The sequence below is a fragment of the Massilia consociata genome, from assembly GCF_042432755.1.
Classification (GTDB): Bacteria; Pseudomonadota; Gammaproteobacteria; order Burkholderiales; family Burkholderiaceae_D; genus Telluria; species Telluria consociata.
Genome location: NZ_JBHLWP010000020.1, coordinates 26,558 through 45,779, shown reverse-complemented (window position 1 = coordinate 45,779; position 19,222 = coordinate 26,558). Strand labels below are relative to the sequence as shown.

8 protein-coding genes are annotated in these 19,222 nt (G+C 70.9%); 2 read left to right on the top strand and 6 right to left on the bottom strand.

Annotated elements, in window-relative coordinates; genetic code table 11:
• The first annotated feature begins 108 nt into the window (after positions 1-108).
• A complete protein-coding gene (locus ACFFJK_RS20310; protein WP_379681498.1) occupies positions 109-1,680 on the top strand; it encodes a S1C family serine protease in 1,572 nt (523 codons plus the stop codon).
• A 201-nt stretch (positions 1,681-1,881) separates the two neighbouring features.
• Here ACFFJK_RS20310 and ACFFJK_RS20305 read toward each other — a convergent pair whose 3' ends face one another.
• Together ACFFJK_RS20305 and ACFFJK_RS20300 are read right to left on the bottom strand one after the other, a co-directional pair.
• A complete protein-coding gene (locus ACFFJK_RS20305; RefSeq protein ID WP_379681497.1) occupies positions 1,882-3,507 on the bottom strand; it encodes a serine hydrolase in 1,626 nt (541 codons plus the stop codon).
• Between the two features lie 20 nt (positions 3,508-3,527).
• Positions 3,528-5,384 (bottom strand): M1 family metallopeptidase, encoded by a 1,857-nt coding sequence (locus ACFFJK_RS20300; RefSeq protein WP_379681496.1) that lies wholly within the window; start codon positions 5,382-5,384, stop codon positions 3,528-3,530.
• Positions 5,385-5,543: 159 nt separating this feature from the next.
• Between ACFFJK_RS20300 and ACFFJK_RS20295 the strand changes: the two genes are divergently transcribed.
• Positions 5,544-6,119, top strand: a complete 576-nt coding sequence (locus ACFFJK_RS20295) for a TMEM165/GDT1 family protein (protein ID WP_379681495.1) — start codon at positions 5,544-5,546, stop codon at positions 6,117-6,119.
• Here ACFFJK_RS20295 and ACFFJK_RS20290 read toward each other — a convergent pair whose 3' ends face one another.
• The 4 genes from ACFFJK_RS20290 to ACFFJK_RS20275 all read right to left on the bottom strand — a co-directional run bounded on the left by ACFFJK_RS20290 (position 6,120) and on the right by ACFFJK_RS20275 (position 19,099).
• A complete protein-coding gene (locus tag ACFFJK_RS20290; protein WP_379681494.1) occupies positions 6,120-7,793 on the bottom strand; it encodes a CehA/McbA family metallohydrolase in 1,674 nt (557 codons plus the stop codon).
• Positions 7,794-7,898: 105 nt separating this feature from the next.
• Positions 7,899-8,756, bottom strand: a complete 858-nt coding sequence (locus ACFFJK_RS20285; RefSeq protein ID WP_379681493.1) for an outer envelope protein — start codon at positions 8,754-8,756, stop codon at positions 7,899-7,901.
• Positions 8,753-16,948 (bottom strand): GH36-type glycosyl hydrolase domain-containing protein, encoded by an 8,196-nt coding sequence (locus ACFFJK_RS20280; protein ID WP_379681492.1) that lies wholly within the window; start codon positions 16,946-16,948, stop codon positions 8,753-8,755. Before ACFFJK_RS20280 ends, ACFFJK_RS20285 begins: the two co-directional genes overlap by 4 nt.
• A gap of 195 nt (positions 16,949-17,143) precedes the next feature.
• On the bottom strand, positions 17,144-19,099 hold the full coding sequence (locus ACFFJK_RS20275; protein WP_379681491.1) for an aminotransferase class V-fold PLP-dependent enzyme: 1,956 nt from the start codon (positions 19,097-19,099) through the stop codon (positions 17,144-17,146).
• Between the last annotated feature and the right edge of the window lie 123 nt (positions 19,100-19,222).

Below are 19,222 nucleotides of genomic sequence, written 5' to 3'. Positions count from 1 at the left end.
GGGCAGTCCGATGGGCTGCCCCTTTTTCGTGACGATTCGAGTATTTCATTCGGCGGCGAGCGTGTATATTCTTGCGGTTGAGTATCAATCAAGCCACCGAAGGAATTCATGAAAACCGCACGCCTTGCCGCCGCCGTGGCATTCGCCCTGTCCGGCCTCGTCCACGCCCAGGACACCTCCCCTCCGCCCGCCCCGACGCCTGCGACGCCGCCCTCGCCCGCGGTCGCGACGCCGTCCGCCACCAAGGCCCCTGCCCTGCCGGCGGTCGAGAATTCGGTGGTCAAGATCTTCGCCACCGTGCGCCGTCCCGACCCGTACAAGCCGTGGGCGAAGCAGTCCCCTAGCGACGTGACCGGCTCGGGCGTGATCATCGAAGGCAAGCGCATCCTCACCAACGCCCACGTGGTCGGCTACGCCAGCCAGGTCGAGGTGCAGGCCAGCCAGTCGGGCGACAAGGTCCCGGCCAGGGTGATCGCGCTGGCGCGCGGCCTGGATCTCGCCGTGCTGGAACTGGAAGACCCGTCCTTCTTCGACAAGCGCCCGCCCGTGCAGCGCGCAGCCGTGCTGCCGGACGTGCGCGAAGCCGTGTACGCCTACGGCTATCCGGTCGGCGGCAATTCGCTGTCCACTACCCGCGGCATCGTCTCGCGCGTGGAATTCGTCGGCTACGGCTCGTTCAGCTCGGGCCTGCGCATCCAGATCGACGCGCCGATCAACCCGGGCAACAGCGGCGGGCCGGTGATCGCCGGCGACAAGATGATCGGCCTGGCGTTCTCGATGGCGGCGGGCGCCCAGAACATCGGCTACGTGATCCCGAACGAAGAGATCGAACTGTTCCTGAAGGACGTGGCAGACGGCCGCTACGACGGCAAGCCGCTGCTGCACGACAGCATCCAGACGCTCGAGAACCCGGCGCTGCGCCAGTTCCTGAAGCTCGACAAGTCGGTGGCCGGCGCGGTGGTGCACAAGCCGTACAGGACCGACGCAGGCTGGCCGCTGAAGGAGTGGGACATCATCACCCACATCGGCGAGCACCCGATCGACAACCAGGGCATGGTGCAGCTGGGCGCGAACCTGCGCGTGCGCTTCCAGTACCGCATCCAGCAGGTAGCGAAGAACGGCAAGGTGCCGATGACGATCGTCCGCAACGGCAAGCAGATGAAGGTCGAGGTGCCGGCCAGCGGCCCGCGTCCCCTGCTCATTCCCGACCTGAACGGCGGCTATCCGTCCTACTTCGTGTACGGCCCGGTGACGTTCACGCGCGCGACGGCCGAGTTCCTGTCCTTCCTGGTGACGAATGCCGGGGCGATGAACGCCTACAGCTTCAACGCCAGCCCGCTGGTGACGCGGCGCGGCGACTCGCCGGACGCGACGCGCGAGGAACTGGTGGTGGTCAGCAGCCCGTTCTTCCCGCACAAGCTGGTCAGCGGCTACAGCAACCGCTTCGGCTCGGTGGTCGACACGGTCAACGGCGTCAAGATCCGCAGCCTGGCGCACCTGGTGTCGACCCTGCGCGACCTGAAGGACGAGCACGTCGTGTTCCAGTTCGAGCAGCGCTACGGCGAGACCATGATCCTGCCGCGCAAGGCGGTGATGGATGCGACCGAGGCGATCCTGTCCGACAACGGGATCCGGACGCAGGGGTCGGAGGACATGATGCGGGTGTGGGGCGGGAAGTAAGCCCTAGCGGCTTCTCATGCAAAATCGGATCCCCGCCTGCGCGGGGATGACGGATCAAATTGCGTTGGTCCCAAGACCGTCGTTCCCGCGCAGGCGGGAACCCAATTTCAACAAACCTTCAGGGCAAGGCGCAGCGCCGAAGACAGTACGCCTGTACGGCGAGGCGATGCAACGCAGCCATGGAGGTGTTGATAGGTTCTCTTAAACCTTCTTTTCCTTCTTCACCGGCACAAACAGCAAATCCTGGAAGTCATAGCTGAAGTCCGTCTCCGTCGAGACCGGCTTCATGCGCACGCGCTCGATGCTGCCGTCGTGGTCCAGCGAGAAGGTGACGTAGGCATCCGCGTTGAAGTTGCGCTCCTTCCAGCGCACGATGAAGGTGTCGTGCTGGAAGTGCTCCATCTCCCCGGTCAGGTCCGGCGTGCGCGAGAAGGACATCACCAGCCTGTTGTTCACGCGGCGGATGGCAGCCTTGCCGTACCACGGATCCTCATACTCCCCCTCGTACGAGGCCAGCGGCAGCGACGGCTTCGAGCCGGCCGCGCGGGTGGCGACTTCGCCCTTGATGCGGGCGGCTTCCTTGGCCTGCATCTCCTTGTCGATGTCGGCGATGCGGCCGATCCAGTCGGTCGGCGCCACGCCCAGGTGCTGGTCCAGCAGGCGGTACTGCAGCGCGTTGAGCGAGGGGCCGCTCTCGGCGTTGGTGAAGATGGCGATGCCCAGCTTCGCTTCCGGCACCAGCAGCACGCGGGTATAGAAGCCCTGCAGCGCGCCGCCGTGCATGGCCACCAGCTTGCCCTGGTAGTCGCGCAGCTGGAAGCCCAGGCCGTAGGCGTAGAAGTTCGGCTTGGTGGCGGCCAGCGGCGGGCGCGGCGTGTTGATCGCCATCGGGGTCTGGGCGGTCCACATCTCGCGTGCCTGCTTGTCCGACCACAGGCGCACTTCCTTGCCCGCGGCGTCCTTCCCGACGCGTCCGCCATCGAGCAGCACCTGCATCCAGCGCGCAATGTCCTCGGCATTGGTGTTGATGCCGACCGCGCCGACCGCGTTCGCCACCGGCATCGGTTTCACGGGCACGGCCTTGCCGTTGATCTTGCTGTGCGGCGCCGAGACGTTGGCGAACTTCGCGTTCTCTTCCAGGCTCGTCGTCGTGTTGGTCATGCCGATCGGGTTCAGGATCCACTCGTGCATGGTCTCGCCCCAGGTCTTGCCCGACTTGGCGGCGATGATCTTGCCGGCGACGATGTACAGCAGGTTGTCGTAGGCGTAGCTGTTGCGGAAGCTCGTGGCCGGCTTGATGTAGCGCAGGTTGTGGATGATCTCGTCGGTGCTGAAGGTGGTGGTCGGCCACCACATCAGGTCGCCGGCGCCCAGCCCCAGGCCGCTGCGGTGCACCAGCAGGTCGCGGATGGTCATCTCGGCGGTGACGTAGGCGTCGTACATGCGGAAGTCCGGCAGGTGCTTGATGACCGGGTCGTCCCAGGCCAGCTTGCCCTGGTCGACCAGCATGCCCAGCGCGGCGGCGGTGAAGGCCTTGGAGTTCGAGGCGATCTCGAAGATCGTCTTGCCGTCCACCCTGGCCGGCTCGCCGCGCTTGCGCACGCCGAAGCCTTCGGCGGCCAGGACCTTGCCGTCCTTGACCACGGCAATGGCGATGCCCGGCACGTCGAACTCCTTCATGACGCGTTCGACGTCGGCCTGGAGATTGTAGGCCGGCCCGTGCGCGGCTGTGCCGGCGGCGGCGGTGGCCGGCGCCGCGGCGGTCTGCGCCACGGCGGCGCCGGTGGCGGAAAATGCGATCAGCAGTGCAGCTGCAATGCGGTTCATGGAAAGCACGTCCTCGGTCCTTATTGTTTATTCATCTGCTTGTCGACGCTGCCCTGCGTCTCCGGGTGGTAGCGCTCGCGCGCGGCCTTGTAGATGCGCTCGGCCCAGGCGCGGTCGTCCGGGTTGGCGCGCAGCGCGCCGTACAGCGGCACCACGAACTTCTGGCGGCCGACGCTCATCAGGAAGGCTTCCAGGTGCGGACGGATGCCGCGGTAGCCGGCATGGATCGAGGCGCGGTAGAAGCGGAACGCGACTTCGTTGTTGCTGGTCCTGGCCAGGCCGAACGCCTTGTCGAGTTCCTCCAGCTGGGCGGCGCTGGCCTTCTTGTCGATGTCGTTCAGGAACTTCATCCACTCTTCCGCCTTCCAGCCCTTGGTGTCGAGCTGTGCGGTCTTGATGTCGCCCTTGAGCCAGCGCGCGGTGGTGTCGTTCAGCTTCGTCAGGCGGCTGGACACGGCCTTGGTGGCGCTGGCCGGGATGCCGGGGCCGTACAGCCACTCGTCCAGCTCGGCGTCGCTCATGATCTTCGGATTCCTGGCCAGCAGGTTGGCGCGCAGGTAGTCAACGAACTGCTCGGTGGTCACGCTCTGGAAGGCGTGCCGGTCGAACCAGCTGCGCAGGAACGGATCGAAGGCGGCGCGGCCGGCGCGCTGCTCCAGCGTGCGCAGGAACCAGGCGCCCTTCGGGTAGGCCAGGCCCTGGTCGGTATAGTGCTCGGACGAGGTGTCCGGATGGCGCGTCACCAGCGCCTGCTGCGCCACGGGGATGGTCTTTAGCGACGCCAGCGCTTCTTCCTGCTCGACCTGCAGGTTCATGGTCGCCACCTCTTCGCCGTACATCTTTTCCAGGATGCGGGTGGTGACGTAGGTGGTGAAGCCTTCGTTGAGCCACCAGTGCTTCCACGAGGCGTTGGTCACCAGGTTGCCCGACCAGCTGTGCGCCAGCTCGTGCGCGATCAGGTCCACCAGGCTGCGGTCGCCCGCGATCATGGTCGGGGTCAGGAAGGTCAGGCGCGGGTTTTCCATGCCGCCGATCGGGAACGAGGGCGGCAGGATCAGCATGTCGTAGCGGCCCCAGCGATAAGGGCCGTACAGGGATTCCGCCGCTTCCACCATCTTCTCGGTGTCGGCCAGTTCGTATTCGGCGGCCTTGATGCGCATCGGCTCGGCGTAGACGCCGGTGCGCCCGCCCAGCGTGCGCGCTTCCAGCTCGCCGATGCCGATCGCCAGCAGGTAAGACGGAATCGGCTGCGGCATCGTGAACTTCCAGCCGCCCTTGCCGGTGGCCTTCGGGTCGTTATCGGCGCTCATCACCACGCGCATGCCCTGCGGCGCCTCGATGCGGGCGGTGTAGGTGAAGCGCACCGCCGGGGTGTCCTGGATCGGCACGAAGGAGCGCGCATTGATCGGCTGCGACTGGCTGAACATGAACGGGTACTTGCCCGACATGGTCTGCTTGGGCGTGAGCCACTGCAGCGCGGCGGCCGTCGGCGCGGTCTTGTAGTGGATGCGCACCCTGGCCGGCTGGCCCGGCAGCGCCACGCTCAGGGCCTGGCCCTTTTCGGCATCCGGCTTGCCGAGGGTGTACTTGACGGGCTTCCAGGCGCCTTTCGCATCCTGCGCCTCGATCTTCGAGATCGCCAGCTCGCGCGTGTCGAGGTCCAGCGTGGCGGCCGACTTGTCGATCCAGTCCAGGGTCAGCTCGGCGTAGCCGGCCAGGGTCTTGCGCGTGAAGTCGGCCTTCAGGTCCAGGTGCAGGGCCGTGGTCTTGACCTGGTCGTACCTGGCGTAGCTGAGGGGATCGAGTGCGAACGCGTAGGCGCTCCACTGGCTGAGGATGGCGCAGGCCGTGGCGCGCAGCAGGGTGCTTGTCTTCATGGTCTCTCGCAGAAGGGGTCGATTCGTCAGCCCGGCAGGGCCGAAGGCGCGAGCAGAATAGCATCTTCGCCTGTGGCGGGAAAGCACCAGGGCGCCTGTATTGACGGGCCGGCTCTGCTATGATCTGCCCCTTTCGCTTCAGCCGCCCGCCTTTACTTCATGGACGCCTTTCTCGTCTCGACCGGCATCGTGGGACTCGCCGAGATCGGCGACAAGACCCAGCTGCTGGCCTTCCTCCTGGCCGCGCGTTTCCGGCGCCCGCTGCCGATCGTGTTCGGCATCTTCGTGGCGACCCTGTTCAACCACGCCTTCGCCGCCGCCGTCGGCGCCCTGGTGAGCGAGCTGCTGGGCCCGAACGTGATGCGCTGGGTGCTGGGCCTGTCCTTCCTCGGCATGGCGGTGTGGACCATGATCCCGGACCGGATCGATGAAGAAGAAACGCCGCTGGCGCGCTACGGCGTGTTCCTCACCACCCTGATCGCCTTTTTCGTGGCCGAGATGGGCGACAAGACGCAGGTGGCCACCGTGGCGCTGGCCGCACGCTACGAATCGATGGCGGCGGTCGTCGCCGGCACCACCTTCGGCATGATGCTGGCGAACGTGCCGGCTGTGTATTTCGGCGAGCGCATCGCCGGCCGCGTGCCGCTCACGCTGGTGCACGGCATCGCGGCGCTGATCTTCGCGGTGCTGGGCATCGCCACCCTGCTCGGGGCGGGCGAAGCGCTCGGGTTCTGATTACTCCTGCGTCACCCACACCGGCGCCGACCACAACACGTTGCCATCGTCCTGCGTCACCCGCGCATAATAAAAATGCACGCCCGGCGCCGGCGTGAACGTGGTCGTGGCCAGGTTCGACACTTGCGTCACGGTGCCGTTGCGGCCCGGCACCCCTGCCATGATCGCCACCGCCGCCACCTTCTTGCCCGAGGTGGACGCGAAATTCGCCTGCAGGGTCAGCGGCCCCTTGTTGGTGAACCGCTCGCCCATCAGCCTGCCGTTGGCGGTAAACACGAGCTGCGCGGTCTTGTCCATCGTGGCGAACACGCGGCGCGCCTTGAGCGCCTCCACGAACGTATCGCGGCTCAAGGGCGTCCCGTTGGGCAGCAGCACGCCGGTGCGGTTGGTGTAGGCCGCGCCCCAGTTGGCGCAGTGGTTGTCCTGGTTGGTGCTGAAGGCCACGTGGTAGCCCGCTTCCAGCACCCGGTTGCAGGCCCCCTCGAAATTGCTGCGCCGGGTTTCGGTCTCGGTATCGTTGCTGGAAAAGGCGGTGCTGTTCATCACCTCGCACAGCACCATCGCCTCGTCGCCATCTTGCGTGTACCCGAGCGGCACGCCGTTCACCACGAACTGGCCGCTGTGCGACGGGTGGTTGAACTGTCCCACCCAGCCGCGCTGGCGCATCAGGGTGTAGAGCGCCGCGTAGTCGTTGCGCGGCGTGCGCGTATCGGCCATCAATTCCCCCCTGGCGTTGGTCTCCCAGCCCAGCAGCTCGTCGCTGTTGAAGATGTTGATGTGGCCGCCGTTGTTGATGACGCCCCATTCCATCCCGTACAGCGCCAGGAAGCCCGGCTTGGTAGCGTTGAAGGCGGCCGCGCTGGTCAGGCCGGCCTGGTACAACGCTTTCGCGGCGAGCGGGTCGGCGTCCGGATTGCTGCCGTCCGAGCCGTCGTACATGTGGTTGTGCTCCGACACGGCCAGGAAGTCGAGGCCGCGCCCGCGCGCATAGGCGAAGGCCGCTTCCGGCCCGTACTGCGACTTGAGCGGGTCCTGTCCGCCCTTGCATTCGCCGAGCGCGGCGCCGCCGTCGCTGTGGTTGCTCTGGCTGTGCAGGTTGCCCAGGTAGACCGTGTAGGGCAGCGAGCCGGTGGCCGGCGCCATCGCCGTTCCTTCGGCCCGCTCCGCCATCTCGCGCACGCCCGGCAGCGGCGCAAAGCGCGGCGTGCGCGGCGCGGCCGGGGCGCCGACCGCGATCTCCCAGTCCTGCTCGACCGCCTCGTCGTGATGGCCGTGCGCCCCAGTGTGCGCCCCGTCGTGCGGAACGCCGCGCAGCACCGCGCGCAGGCGCACCCGGTACACGCCGGCCGGGGCCGGGCCGGCGCCGATGCGGCCGTCCCACGCGACCCGCACGGGGACGGGATCGCCGGACAGCTTGCTGTTGCCGCGCCAGAGCCGCGCCACGCGGCCCTGCGGGTTCACCAGTTCCAGCTTCCAGTACACGGTGGCCGGCTGCTCCAGGCCCGGGTAGTGGAAGGATAGATGAAAGGTCCGGCGCGCATCCGGCGCGGCCTTGAAGGGCGCGTGCAGGGTCGCTTCGAACTCCTTGTGCTCGGCCGGGGCCGCGACAGCGCTGCTGCAGCACAGGGCCAGCAGCAGCGCACCAATGGTGGGGGTGGGGGATGTGGTTTTCATAGTGCAATTTTTGCAATTGCACCGAACTCCACCTTGCGCAAAAACGTCTCAACAATTGTAAATTTAACTACAATTGTTGAGCGAGTTCAATGGCCTGACAAACACCTAAAAATGAAAATCCGCCCGCACCATCGGCGTGCTGGCGCGCTGCCCTGCCCCGCCCGTCGTCCTGCGTGAATTACCGAACTTGTTGTTCCAGAACTGGTAGCCGACGCCGACCCGGATCTTCTTCTTGGCGTAGCCGAAGCGCGGGCCGATGTCATACATCAGCGCCATGTCGAGGTTGGTCTCGGCGCTGGTCGGGTTGCCGGTCTCGTCCAGCCCTTTTTCCGCGATCCAGTTCAGGAAGCCTTCGAAGGCCCAGCCTTCGGCCACGTCGATGCCCCAGCTGGCGCCGAACATCGGGTGGGTGTCGTAGGTGTAGCGGCCGCGCACGTTGGCGATCGGCGGGAAGGGGCCGCTCGGGGCGTTGCTTTCGCGCAGCCACAGGATGCTGGTGTTCAGGAAGCCCGGCACGTCCCACATCAGGGTGGGGCCGGCCACCAGCATTCGCTTGCGCGAGTTGTAGCCGACATCGTCCTTGTGGTTGACGTCGAAGCCCGCCGTCAGGCCCACGCCCTTCACTTTGCCGAAGCGGATCTCCTGGCCGCGCAGCGCGCCGATGTCGAGCGTGTGGCGGTACAGCAGGTAGGCTTCGCGCGCGCCGCTGCTGCTGCCCAGCGACCGGGGGTCGGTGCTGTCCGATTTGAGCAGGTCGAGGTTCAGGTAGTTGCTGCCGTACTTGTAGCCGCTGGCGTGCGTGAAGGCGACGATGTGCTTCTTGATGTGCTCGGGGTTGAACGGCTCGGCGAAGCGGGTGCCGTAGCGGTAGCTGATGGCGTTGTCGCTCCAGTCCACCGCGCCGGCGGGGGCCGCGCAGCACAGCAGGGCGGCGCAGGCCGCCAGCGTGATCTTGTTTGTCATGTCCTTGTCCCAGGCTGGTTGTATTGATGGCCCGCGATTGTATCGCCTGGCCTGCGTTCCACATACAGTTCGATCGCGTGTTCGCGCCCGTCGTCGACGAGGGCGATGGTGTTGCCCTGCTGCTCCCGGCCGTCGAGCACCAGCAGTTCGCCCTCGGTGGCGCGGCGCACCGTGACCGTGAACTCGGTCTTGCCGGTCCTGCCGGTCCGGTAGCGCAGGCGCAGCGATTCCCAGCCGGCCGGCAGCAGCGGCGCCAGCGCCAGCCGGTCCGGCGTGCGCCCGATGCCGAGCAGCGCGTCGGTCAGCAGCAGGCAGGCCCAGCCGGCGGCCGGCGCATCCGTGTTCTCCATGATGGCGCAAGGCGTGCCGGTGTAGCGCACGCATGCCGCGTCCCCGCTGCCGGAGCTGAGCGGACTCAGCTTGGCGAGGGCTTCCCAGGCGCGCGTGGCCGCGCCCTGGCCGGCCAGCGCCAGCGCGGTCCAGGCAAGGGTGCGCCCGTCCGGCGGCGCCGCGTCCGCGGCCAGCGCTGCATCCAGCGCGTGCGCCAGCGCCGCCGCCGCACGCGCGGGGTCGGCGCCGGCCAGCACGGCCCAGGCCTGGGTGCCGGGGTCGGCGCCATCGCCATACACATGGCCATCCCAGCCGTGTTCCCCAGCCTGCGCATGCAGCGCCAGCGCCGCGCCGCGGCAGGTGGTGGCGAAGCCGAAGTCGGCGCGGCGGTCGGCCACCTCGGCAAAGCGCTGCAGCACCGCGGCCAGCATGAAGGCCAGCCGCAGGCATTCGGGCCGGCCGGCGCTTTCCGTGTCGTCCTCGTGCATGCGCGCGTCCTGCAGCGGCAGGCCGTGCGGGCCGAAACGCAGGCAGCCGCGCAGGCCGTGCACGCAATACTGGTACAGGTCGTCGTGCGCCAGGCGCGTACCGCTCGACGGTTCGCCGCCTGCCGCTTCGCCCAGCACGCCATAGTCGCCGGTCACGCCAAGGTAGCGGTGCAGGGCGAAGGGCAGCCACAGGAAGTCCTCGACCGGCGCGCCGGCGCGGCCGATGTCCTCGCGCGCGGCGCGCAGCATCTGCGCGCGCAGCGTGGCGGGATGGCCGTGGACCGCCGCCAGCGCGCCCTGCAGCTGCGCGCCCGGTGCGCATCCCATCGTGCCGGCCACCGCCTGGTAGGGCAGCCAGCCGTTGGCGTACAGGTCGAAGGCCGGGTCGGGCGTGTCCACGCGCACGCCGCCGAGCAGCGTGTCCCAGTACGCGTGCACCTGCCGCAGCGCCAGCGCCGCGCCCTTGCTTCCGCCATGCTGCTGCACGGTGCGGCTGGCGGCCAGGCTGTCGGGGCCGGCCGCGCCGAGCAGGAACACCAGTTCGGTCTCCGCCCCCGGCGCCAGCTCGACCGCGGCCTGCAGCGCCGCGCACGGGTCCAGCAGGGCGCCGGTGGCGCCCGCCAGGCTGCTGCGCTCGAGGGCGGCCGGATTCGCCAGGCTGCGGTGGCGGCCGACGAATTCGCGCCGGTCGCAGGTGGCCGTGACGCACGCGGCCTCCACGTGGAAGAAGCCGACCTTGCCGCCGAAGCCGGTGCCGAAGGCGTTGCGGGCGAACAGGGCGCCGCTGGCGACATCGATGCCGGTCACGACCTGCAGCCCGGCATGCGGGCTTGCCGCCGCGCCCTCTTCTGCTTCATCCATCAGCCATTGCACGTAGCCGGTCACCGACAGGCGGCGCGGCGCATCCGAGGCGTTGCGCAGCCTGAGCACCGAATACTTGAGCGGCGCTTCCGCCGCAACGAAGCAGCGCAGCTCGGAACGGATGCCGTGCGCCTGGTGCAGGTACAGCGTGTAGCCGAAGCCGTGGCGCGTCACGTAATCCTCGCCGGAGGGCATCGGCCAGGGCGTGGGCGACCATGCCGCGCCGCTGTCCTCGTCGCGCAGGTAGAAGGCCTCGCCCTCGTCCGGGCTCAGGCGCAGCGTGCGGCGGCCGCACCAGCTGCCGCCCGTGCCTGCCTGGGTGACGACGGCGCCGAAGCCGGCATTGGCAAGCGGATGCACCCGCAGCGAAGGCAGCGCGCGGCCGGCGCGGAGCACGAGCTCGCGCCCGTCGGCGGAGAAGCCGCCGGCGCCGTCGTCGTGCAGGTGCGGCCCGGCCAGGAGCGGTTCGTCCTCCAGCGGCGGCGCATCGGTGGTCCACGGCGCAGGCTGCACCCTGGGCACGAATGGCGCGGGCAGGGCCGGCAGCGGCCGCGCCGCGCGCTGCAGCTGCTCGGCCAGCGTGCCGCGCTCTTCCAGCAGCAGCACGTGCGCCGCGGCGCGCAGCAGGATGCGGTCTTCCTGCGGCACGTCGGCCAGCAGGTGGATGTGCAGGTGCTCGCGCTCGCCGGGGTCGAGGCGTTCGACCTGTTCGCGCACCGCGCGGCTGTCGCACAGCACCACCAGATCGGCCGCCAGGCCACGGGCGCGCCAGTAGGCATGGGCCTGCAGGATTTCGCGCGCCAGCATGCTGTCCGGCCCCGGCTGCAGCACGAGCAGCGGCAGGCTGCCGTCCACGCCATAGGCCGCCAGGGCCGCGCGGGCGCGCACGTTGCGCTCGATGACGCCGGCCTCGGCGCGCAGGCCCGGCACCGGTTCCAGCAGGCAGGCGGCCAGGCGGTTGTAGAGCTGGGCCTGCGCCTCGCCCAGGCCGGCCCTGCGCAGGAAGGCCTGGCCATGGGTCCATGCGGCCTCCACGGCCTGTCCCACCGCGCCGGCATCGCGGTAGCGGGCGGCGAGTTCGCGCGCGGCGGCAGGCGTGGCGGCCGCGCCCAGCACCAGGTCGAGCGTGGCTTCCTGCCCGGGCGCCAGCGTCACCCGGCGGCGGATCGCCAGCACCGGCGCCGAGGGCGCATCGTCCAGCGCCGGCAAGGGGCCGGCCGGGTCCGGGCAGGTGCTGCTGAAGACCGGCGCGCCGGATTCGCCCTGCACGGTCATCAGGTGCAGCAGGGTCGGGGCGGCCGGACCGGCAATGCACAGCAGCGCCTGCGAAGGCTCGTCGATTGTCACCTGCGGGCGCGGCCCCTGCCCGGCGGCGCCGGGCGGCAGTGCCAGGGCGGCGTGGCTCGTCACGTCCAGCGTCCGCGGCGCTTCGCCCAGGTTGCGGATGCGGATGCGGCGCAGCTCGACATCTTCCCCCGGCGCGACCGCGACGTCGCTGCGGATGGCCAGGCCGCGGTCTTCGCGGTGAAAGCCCGCACGGCCTTCGGCAAACACCGCCTCGTAGCGTTCGGGCTCCCCGCACCCCGGCGCCAGCGCGGACGACCACAGCTCGCCGGACGCACTGTCGCGCACGACGCAAGCCAGGCCGCCGCGCCCGCCGAGCGGATCGGGCTGCCAGCGCGTGAGCGGCAAGTCGCCCCACAGGCTGCGGCCTGCGCCGTCGCCCGTCACCATCAGGTGGTAGCTGCCGTTGGACAGCAACTGCACTTCGGGCATGGCCGGGCCGGCGAGGTCGACCACGCGCCCGTGGGCCGGCGCCGCCTGCGCGGGCCTGTCTCCATAGGGCGCGGGGAGCGCGGCGCCGAAGGCCGGCACCGGCTCCTGCAGCAGCGGCAGGGCGGCGCGCAGTTCCGGATCGGCCGCGAAGCGGCGCTGCATCGGCGCGTCGTGCAGCAGCTGCAGCAGTGCCAGCAAGCCCATGCCCTGGTGGCGCGCCGCCGCCGTGCGCACCACCTGCCTGCGTTGGCCGTGCGGCAGGCGTCCCGGCGTGTAGTCGGCCGCATCGTAAAAGCCGTAGCCGCCGGCCAGCCCATCCTGCGCCATGCGTTCGAGGTTGGCCAGCGCCAGGCTGGGGGCCACCGGCAGCGCCAGCATGGCCGCATAGGGCGCGGCCACCAGTTCATTGGCCGCGCCGCGTTCCAGCGCCGCCGCCGGGATGCCGAAGCGCCGGAACTGGAAGTGCAATTGCGCATCGACGGCATTGCAGGCCGACTCCGAGAATCCCCACGGGATGCCGTTGCGCTGACCGTGCGCCGCCTGGGCGCGCACCAGGGCGCGGCCCGCATGGTCGAGCAGCGCGTCGCGCCAGGCCGGCAGCAGGAGCTGCGGCGCCAGCACGTCCGACAGCGCGCCGGTGCGCGACAGCAGCAGTTGACCGGCGCCGGAAACGCGCAGCGGCCGGCCGAGCGCCCACCAGTGGCCCTGCCCCAGCTGGTCCTGCGCCACCGCCAGGTAGCTGGCGATACGCGCTTCGGAAGCGAGCAGGTCGCCATTGCCGGCATCGAGCCGGCTCTCGCGCACGTGGCACCCCAGCGCCAGCAGGCCGCTCTCGCGGTCGAGCAGCGCCGCGAAATCCATGCGCCCGAAGCCGCGCGCCTGGGCCGCCAGCCGCGCGCATTCCCTCAGCAATACCTGCGCGTGCGCGCGCCCGTCGCGCACCAGCCGCGCCAGGCCCGGAGGATGGCTGCCTTGCGGCTCGAGGGCGGCGAGCTCGCGCAGGGTCGGGATGCGCGTCAGGCCGGCGTCCAGCACGTATTCCTGCTCGGCGCGCATCCATGGCGCCAGCGCCAGCAGGTCGTCCTGCGCGGCATGGCATTGGGCGGCGAGGCGCGCCGCCCAGTCGCGCAGCAGCTCGTCGCCGTCCGCAACGCCGGCCAGCAGCGCATCGGCGGCCTTGCAGGCATAGCGCAGGCAATCGGCCAGCCCGGGCAAGGTATCCGCGGCGCGGCACTGCCTGGGGTCGAGCACGGTCCACACGCCGTCCACCAGCCTGCGCACCGCCGCCGGCTGCGGGGCGGCCTGCGCCAGCTCGTCCACCACGTGCAGGGTGGCGCGGATTCCCTCCAGCGCCGGCGGCCCGGCCACCGGGGCATCCGGCAGCTCGTCCAGGCCCACCGCCAGCAGGCGCAGGGCCAGGGCCAGCCAGCCGCTTTCCTCTGTCGAGACGAAGGCCGGCTCGCAGGGCGCGAGGGTGGCGTTGTCGTAGGCGGCGAGGAAATGGCCGTTCCAGCGCTCCAGCAGCACCATCGAGGCCAGCGAGGCGTCGAGGCGCCGCACCAGCTCGCCCGGCGGCAGGTAACCGAAGTCGCGCGCGGCCAGCGCGGAAAGCAGATAGATGCCGATGCCGGCCGGCGTCGTGCGGGCGTCGGCCAGCGGGTGCGGGTGCTCCTGCACGCTGGCCACCGGCAGCCAGTTGTTGGCCGGGCCGGCGTGGTCCTCGAAAAAGCGCCAGCTGCGGCGCGCCAGGCGCGCCAGGAATGCCTGGCGCGCGGCGGACAGGCGCGGCGGGCGCGGCCGGACGGGCAGGCTGGTCCACCACGCGAGCGCAGGCGAGAGGAACCACACCAGCAGCACCGGCGCCGCGGTGAACAAGGAGTAGGGGTTGGCGAAGGTCAGCAGCAGCGCGGTGGCCACCGCCAGCGCCGGCGCGAACCACATCGTCAGCCAGTTGTTCTCGATGCGGCGGGCGGGACGGGCCAGCGCGGGCGGGCGCCATTCGAGCTGGTGGCGGCGCGAGACATGGCGGCGCCAGACCGCGCGCACCGCGGCGTCCAGCTGGCACCAGGCGGCATGCGGCAGGAAGCTGGTCGCCAGCGCGGCGCGCACCAGCGCCACGCGCGCGCCGCGCGCCCAGCTGTCGAGGTGCTGGCGCCAGGGGGCGTCGTGGGGACGGTCGCTGAGGGCCACCAGGCTGCCGAGCAGCCCGGGCAGGAAGAACACCGACAGCACGGCCGCGGTCCAGAAGGCGGGCTCGGTCAGTGCGCTCCAGCACAGCACCAGCAGCGCGAGCAGCGCGGGCGCGGCCAGGCTGTCGCGCAGGGCGTCGAACAACTGCCAGCGCGCGGCAGGCGTCATCGGATTGGCCTTGCCGCTGCCCCCGCCCCTGCCCTCGTCCTTTCCCTTGCCGAGGCGCCGGCGCACCCAGCCGGCCGACTGCCAGGCGGCGCGCACGGCGCGGTGGCGGCGCACGGCATGCTCGCCATAACTGCCGGGGAAGGCTTCCTCGAGGCGCACGCCGCAGTCCAGCGCCGCATGCAGGCAGCCCTCGTCCACCACGCCGGGCGCCAGCAGGACGTGGTCCGGCAGGCGCTCGTGCAGCACGCGCGCGTAGGCGTCCACGTCGTAGATCGCGGCCCAGCCGAACACCGCCTGGGTCTGTTCCTCGCGGCCGGCCTGCGCCGCCCAGGTGCCCCGTCCTTCGCTCCACAGCTGACGGTAGCGGCAGGCGTAGCGCCCGGGCGCGGCGGCGCCGACCAGCGGCCGCAGCATGGCGTGTCCTTCGGCGATGCGCGTCCCCCCGGCGTCCAGCACCGGCTGGTTGAGCGGATGCGCGATCGCCCCGACCAGCCTGCGGCCGGCATCGCGCGGCAGGTCGGTGGCGGCGTCGAGCGCGATCACGTAGCGCACTTCGGCCAGGCCGGCCGTGTTCCCGACCACGCTCGCAAAGCGCTCGCGCCCCGCCTCGGCGGGCCTGGCGGCCAGCCAGGCATTCAGGTCGGCCAGCTGGCCGCGCCGGCGCGCGCGTCCGATCCACGCCTGCTCGCCGCGGTCCCACACGCGGGGGCGCTGCAGCAGCAGGAAGGGCTCGACGAGCACCGTGCTGGCGGCCGGCTGGCCGTCCTCGTCGGTGACGGTGAACGTGTGGCGGCGCGCATGCCTGCGGTTCAGGGCCTCGATGGCCTCGGCGGCACGCGCCACCAGCGCCGCGTCGCCGGGCAGCTCCTCGGCGCAGGCGTCGTGCAGGTCCGCGAGCAGGCAGAAGCGCAGGCGCGGGTCGCGGTTGGCGAGATGGCGCACCTCCAGGTCGCGGCACAGCGCATCGACCTGCCCGGGGTTGGACAGGCGTGCCGACACCGCCACCAGTGCCTGGGCCTCGCGTGGCAGGCCGTCATCGAAATCCATGCGCGGCATGGCGGCCGGGGGCGCCAGCCATGCCGCCATCATGTCGACCAGCGCACGCGCCAGCTGGCTCCCGCCAACCAGGGCCAGCAGCCCGATGAGCGCCTGCAGCCCCAGCCCTGCCCCGCCCTGGCGCGCGCAGGCCACGAGCGCGGCCGCGAACAGCAGCGTGAGCAGCGTCATGGCGCCGATGCGCGCGGCCAGCGGCGCGGCGCGCAGGCGCCGGCGCAGCCTTGCCAGCGGACCCGCCTGCGGCCGCAGCCGCCCTTCGAGCTGGGTCACGCCCTGTCCGGCCAGGTAGTAGCCGATGTGGCGGCGGCGCAGGTCGAGGCCACCCTCGGCCGGCGCCCGGTTCACCCCGGCCAGCGCCAGCGCTTCCTGGGCCACGTCCGGCTCGGCGCGGCCGCTGCGGCGCGCCAGCCGTTCGATGGCGCGCCGGTACAGGTCGCGCGTCGGACCGTCCATGCGCGGATAGCTGCCGTCCGGATCGGCGCGCAGCACGCCTTCGACGCTGTCGATGCCTTCGGCGAACACGCGCCAGTCGATCCCGCCCAGCAGGCGCAGGCTGGCCAGGCAATCGGTGGCAGCCGCGCCGTCGGCCGCCATCGTGTCGCGCTCGGCCGCCACCATCCGTTCGATGCCGGAACCGTCATCCGCCAGCCGCTTGTCGATCCAGGCCAGCGCCTGGGCCAGGGCGCTGCCGCGCCCGTGCAGGCGCCGCGCCAGTTCGGCCGCGAAGCTGCCGCCCATGGGCTGCACCGCGCGCGCCATGTCGGCCACCAGCAGGACCAGGTCGCCGGAGCGGCGTTCGGCGGTCTCGATCATCCTGGCCGCCCACCCGGCGGCCAGCGCGCGCTCGCGGCAGGCACTGTCGCAGCGGGCGGCAATCCGGCGCAGGGCGCCAAGCAGCGCGATGCGCAGCGCCGCCGGGAACAGGCGCAGTTCGGCCAGCGTGAGCGGCTGTTCCTGGCTGGCCAGGAAGCGCGCCAGGCTGTCGCGCTCGATGCGGCCGCCATCCCATGCCACCGCCTCCTGCGCCAGCAGCCGGATGCGTACGGCGCCATCGGCCCGCACGGGAAGCGCGCCGCCGTCGCGCAGCAGCTGGCCGCGCGCCTGCCGCACGTGGGCGTCGATCAGGGGGATATGGTCGAGGATCGCGCCGGCCGCGGGCGGCAGCTCGCTGCCGGCCTGGCGTGCGCGGTCGAGCGCATCGCAGGCGGCATCGAGTGCGCCGGCCTGCTCCAGGAGCAGCGCCAGCAGGCCGCGTGTGCCCTTTCCTTCCACCGGTCGGGAGCGGGATGGGGAGTCGGCCTTCGGATTCGTTTCTGGGTTCAACAGGGACCTCGATACAGGGGCATACGCTGTTGACGACAGACGCAAGACGACAAGCGCAGGGCGCGCATGGCCCCCGTCATGCTAGGGGAAGCCGCTGGGCGCTACCGTGCGGTGGCGTACACAGGCGCAGGAGAGCGCCCCATCAGCCACTGTATGGCGAGGAAGACGCGCCGGGGAAGACCCGGCCGGAAAGGGTCAACCGGCCAGGGCGAGGCCGCCGGCGACGTGCCAGGCCTGCGCATGGCCCAGGCGGCGCATGGTACGGGCCGCGCGCGCGCTGCGCTTGCCGCTGCGGCAGATGAACACCAGCGGGCGCGGCGCGCGCAGCCACTGGGCGGCCTGCCCGGCCAGCTGCGACAGCGGGACGTTGTGCGCCTGGTGTCCGTGCAGGAGCGCCGCGCCGGCCGCGTGTTCGGGCAGTTCGCGCACGTCCACCAGCAGCGCATCCGGATGCGCGTGCAGGAAGGCTGCGGCGCTCACGGCGTCGAGGTCGATGCCGTCGTCGGGCAGCGGATCGGCGCCCGGACGCGACAGCGCGGGTTCGCCGCTGCGGTGGCAGCACAGGGCCGCCGCCAGAGCGGCGTGGCCCGGCGCGAGGCCGAAGACGAAACGCACCTGATCCGGGGCGAGGCTATCGCCCTGCGGCCGGCCGAGCAGGAAGGCGGCGCCGGCCTGCGCCAGCACGTCCTCGCCCAGCGCGATCGCATCCAGGATGTGGCCGCCGAACCGGACCTGCCGCGCCGTGGACGGCGTGGGCGGCAGCAGCGCGCACAAGGCCTCGGCGCCGCCGGCGCCGTGGCCGGTATCGATCGCCGCCAGCAGGCGGCAGGCGTGTGCCCGCAGGTCGGCAGCGATGCGCGGCGCCAGCGCGGCGGGCGGGTCGATCGCGATGCACTCGCTCCCCGCCTCGTCGAACAGCAGCCAGCCGCTGGCGCCCGCTGCTTCGAGCTGCTGCAGGGCCGCGGCGGGACGCGCCTGCGCCAGCGCCCGGCCGCAGCGCCGGATGCGCTCGCAGGCGCTGTCGATGAAGGCCGCCTCCACCAGCGGGCCGAAAGACAGGCGCACCGCCGACGCGCTGCGCGCCTCGGGTACGCCCATCGCATCGAGCACGTAGCTCGGCGCCGCCCGGGCGGCCGAACAGGCCGATCCTGCGCTGACGCGCACGCCGGCCGCGTCGAACAGGTCGAGCAGTTCCTTGCTGCCCAGGCCCAACACCGAAAAATTGAGCGTGGTCGGCAGCGCGTGGTCGAGCGGCGCATTGAAGACCAGCCCGGGGAAGGCTTCGCGCAAGGCGGCGGCGAGGCGGTCGCGGTACGCCAGCAGCTCGGCATGGGTGCGGAAGGTGCCGCCCTCCTCCAGCGCCGCCAGCACCGCCCCGAGCGCGGCGATACCGGCCATGTTCTCGGTGCCCGAGCGCCGGCCGCCCTCCTGCCCGCCGCCGCACATCAGGGGCGTATAGGGTGCGCCGGCCCGGACGTACAGCATGCCGATGCCTTTCGGTGCGTACAGCTTGTGGCCGGAGAACGGCGCATAGTCGATGCGCGTGTCGCCAAGTGCCAGGGGCAGCTTGCCGAGCGCCTGCACGCAGTCGACCATCCACAACGCGGGACTGGCCGTCTGCGCGAGCACGGCGGCGATGCCGTCGAGGTCGGACACGACGCCGGTCTCGTTGTTGGCGGCCATCGTGCAGACGAAGGCCGCGCGCGGCGCCAGTTCACGCAGCACGTCGAGGCGGTGGCGCCCGTCGGCATCGACCGGCAGCATGCGCAGTTCCAGATCGGTGCCGAGCAGGCGGTTCCAGTGCGCCAGGCTTTCCGGCACCGCCTTGTGCTCGGTGGCGCCAACCAGCAGCAGGTTGCCGCAGGCCTGGCCGCGCCGGCGCCGCTCGCGTACCGCGCACAGCGCCGACAGCACGGCCGCCTGGATGCCTTCGGTCGCGCCGCTGGTGAACACGAGCTCGCCGTCCGGGGCGCCCAGCACGCGCCGCGCCGCGGCCCGCGTCGCCTCGAGCAGCGCCTTGGCGCGCAGGCCGGCCGCATGGCTGCTGCTCGGGTTGCCGAAGCAGGTTTCCATGGCGGCCGTGGCGGCAGCGACCGCGGCAGGCAGCACGGGCGAGGTGGCGTTGGCGTCGAGGTAGAGTTCGTTGTTCATGAAAAACTTACAAAAAAGTAATTTTCCGCAGCGGATCGTGTTATTGTTCCGGCATATAGTAAGGAGTCGTGCAGGAAAAGATATCCCAAGTTTTCTGATTTATCGCAGCAAAATAGGATAAGT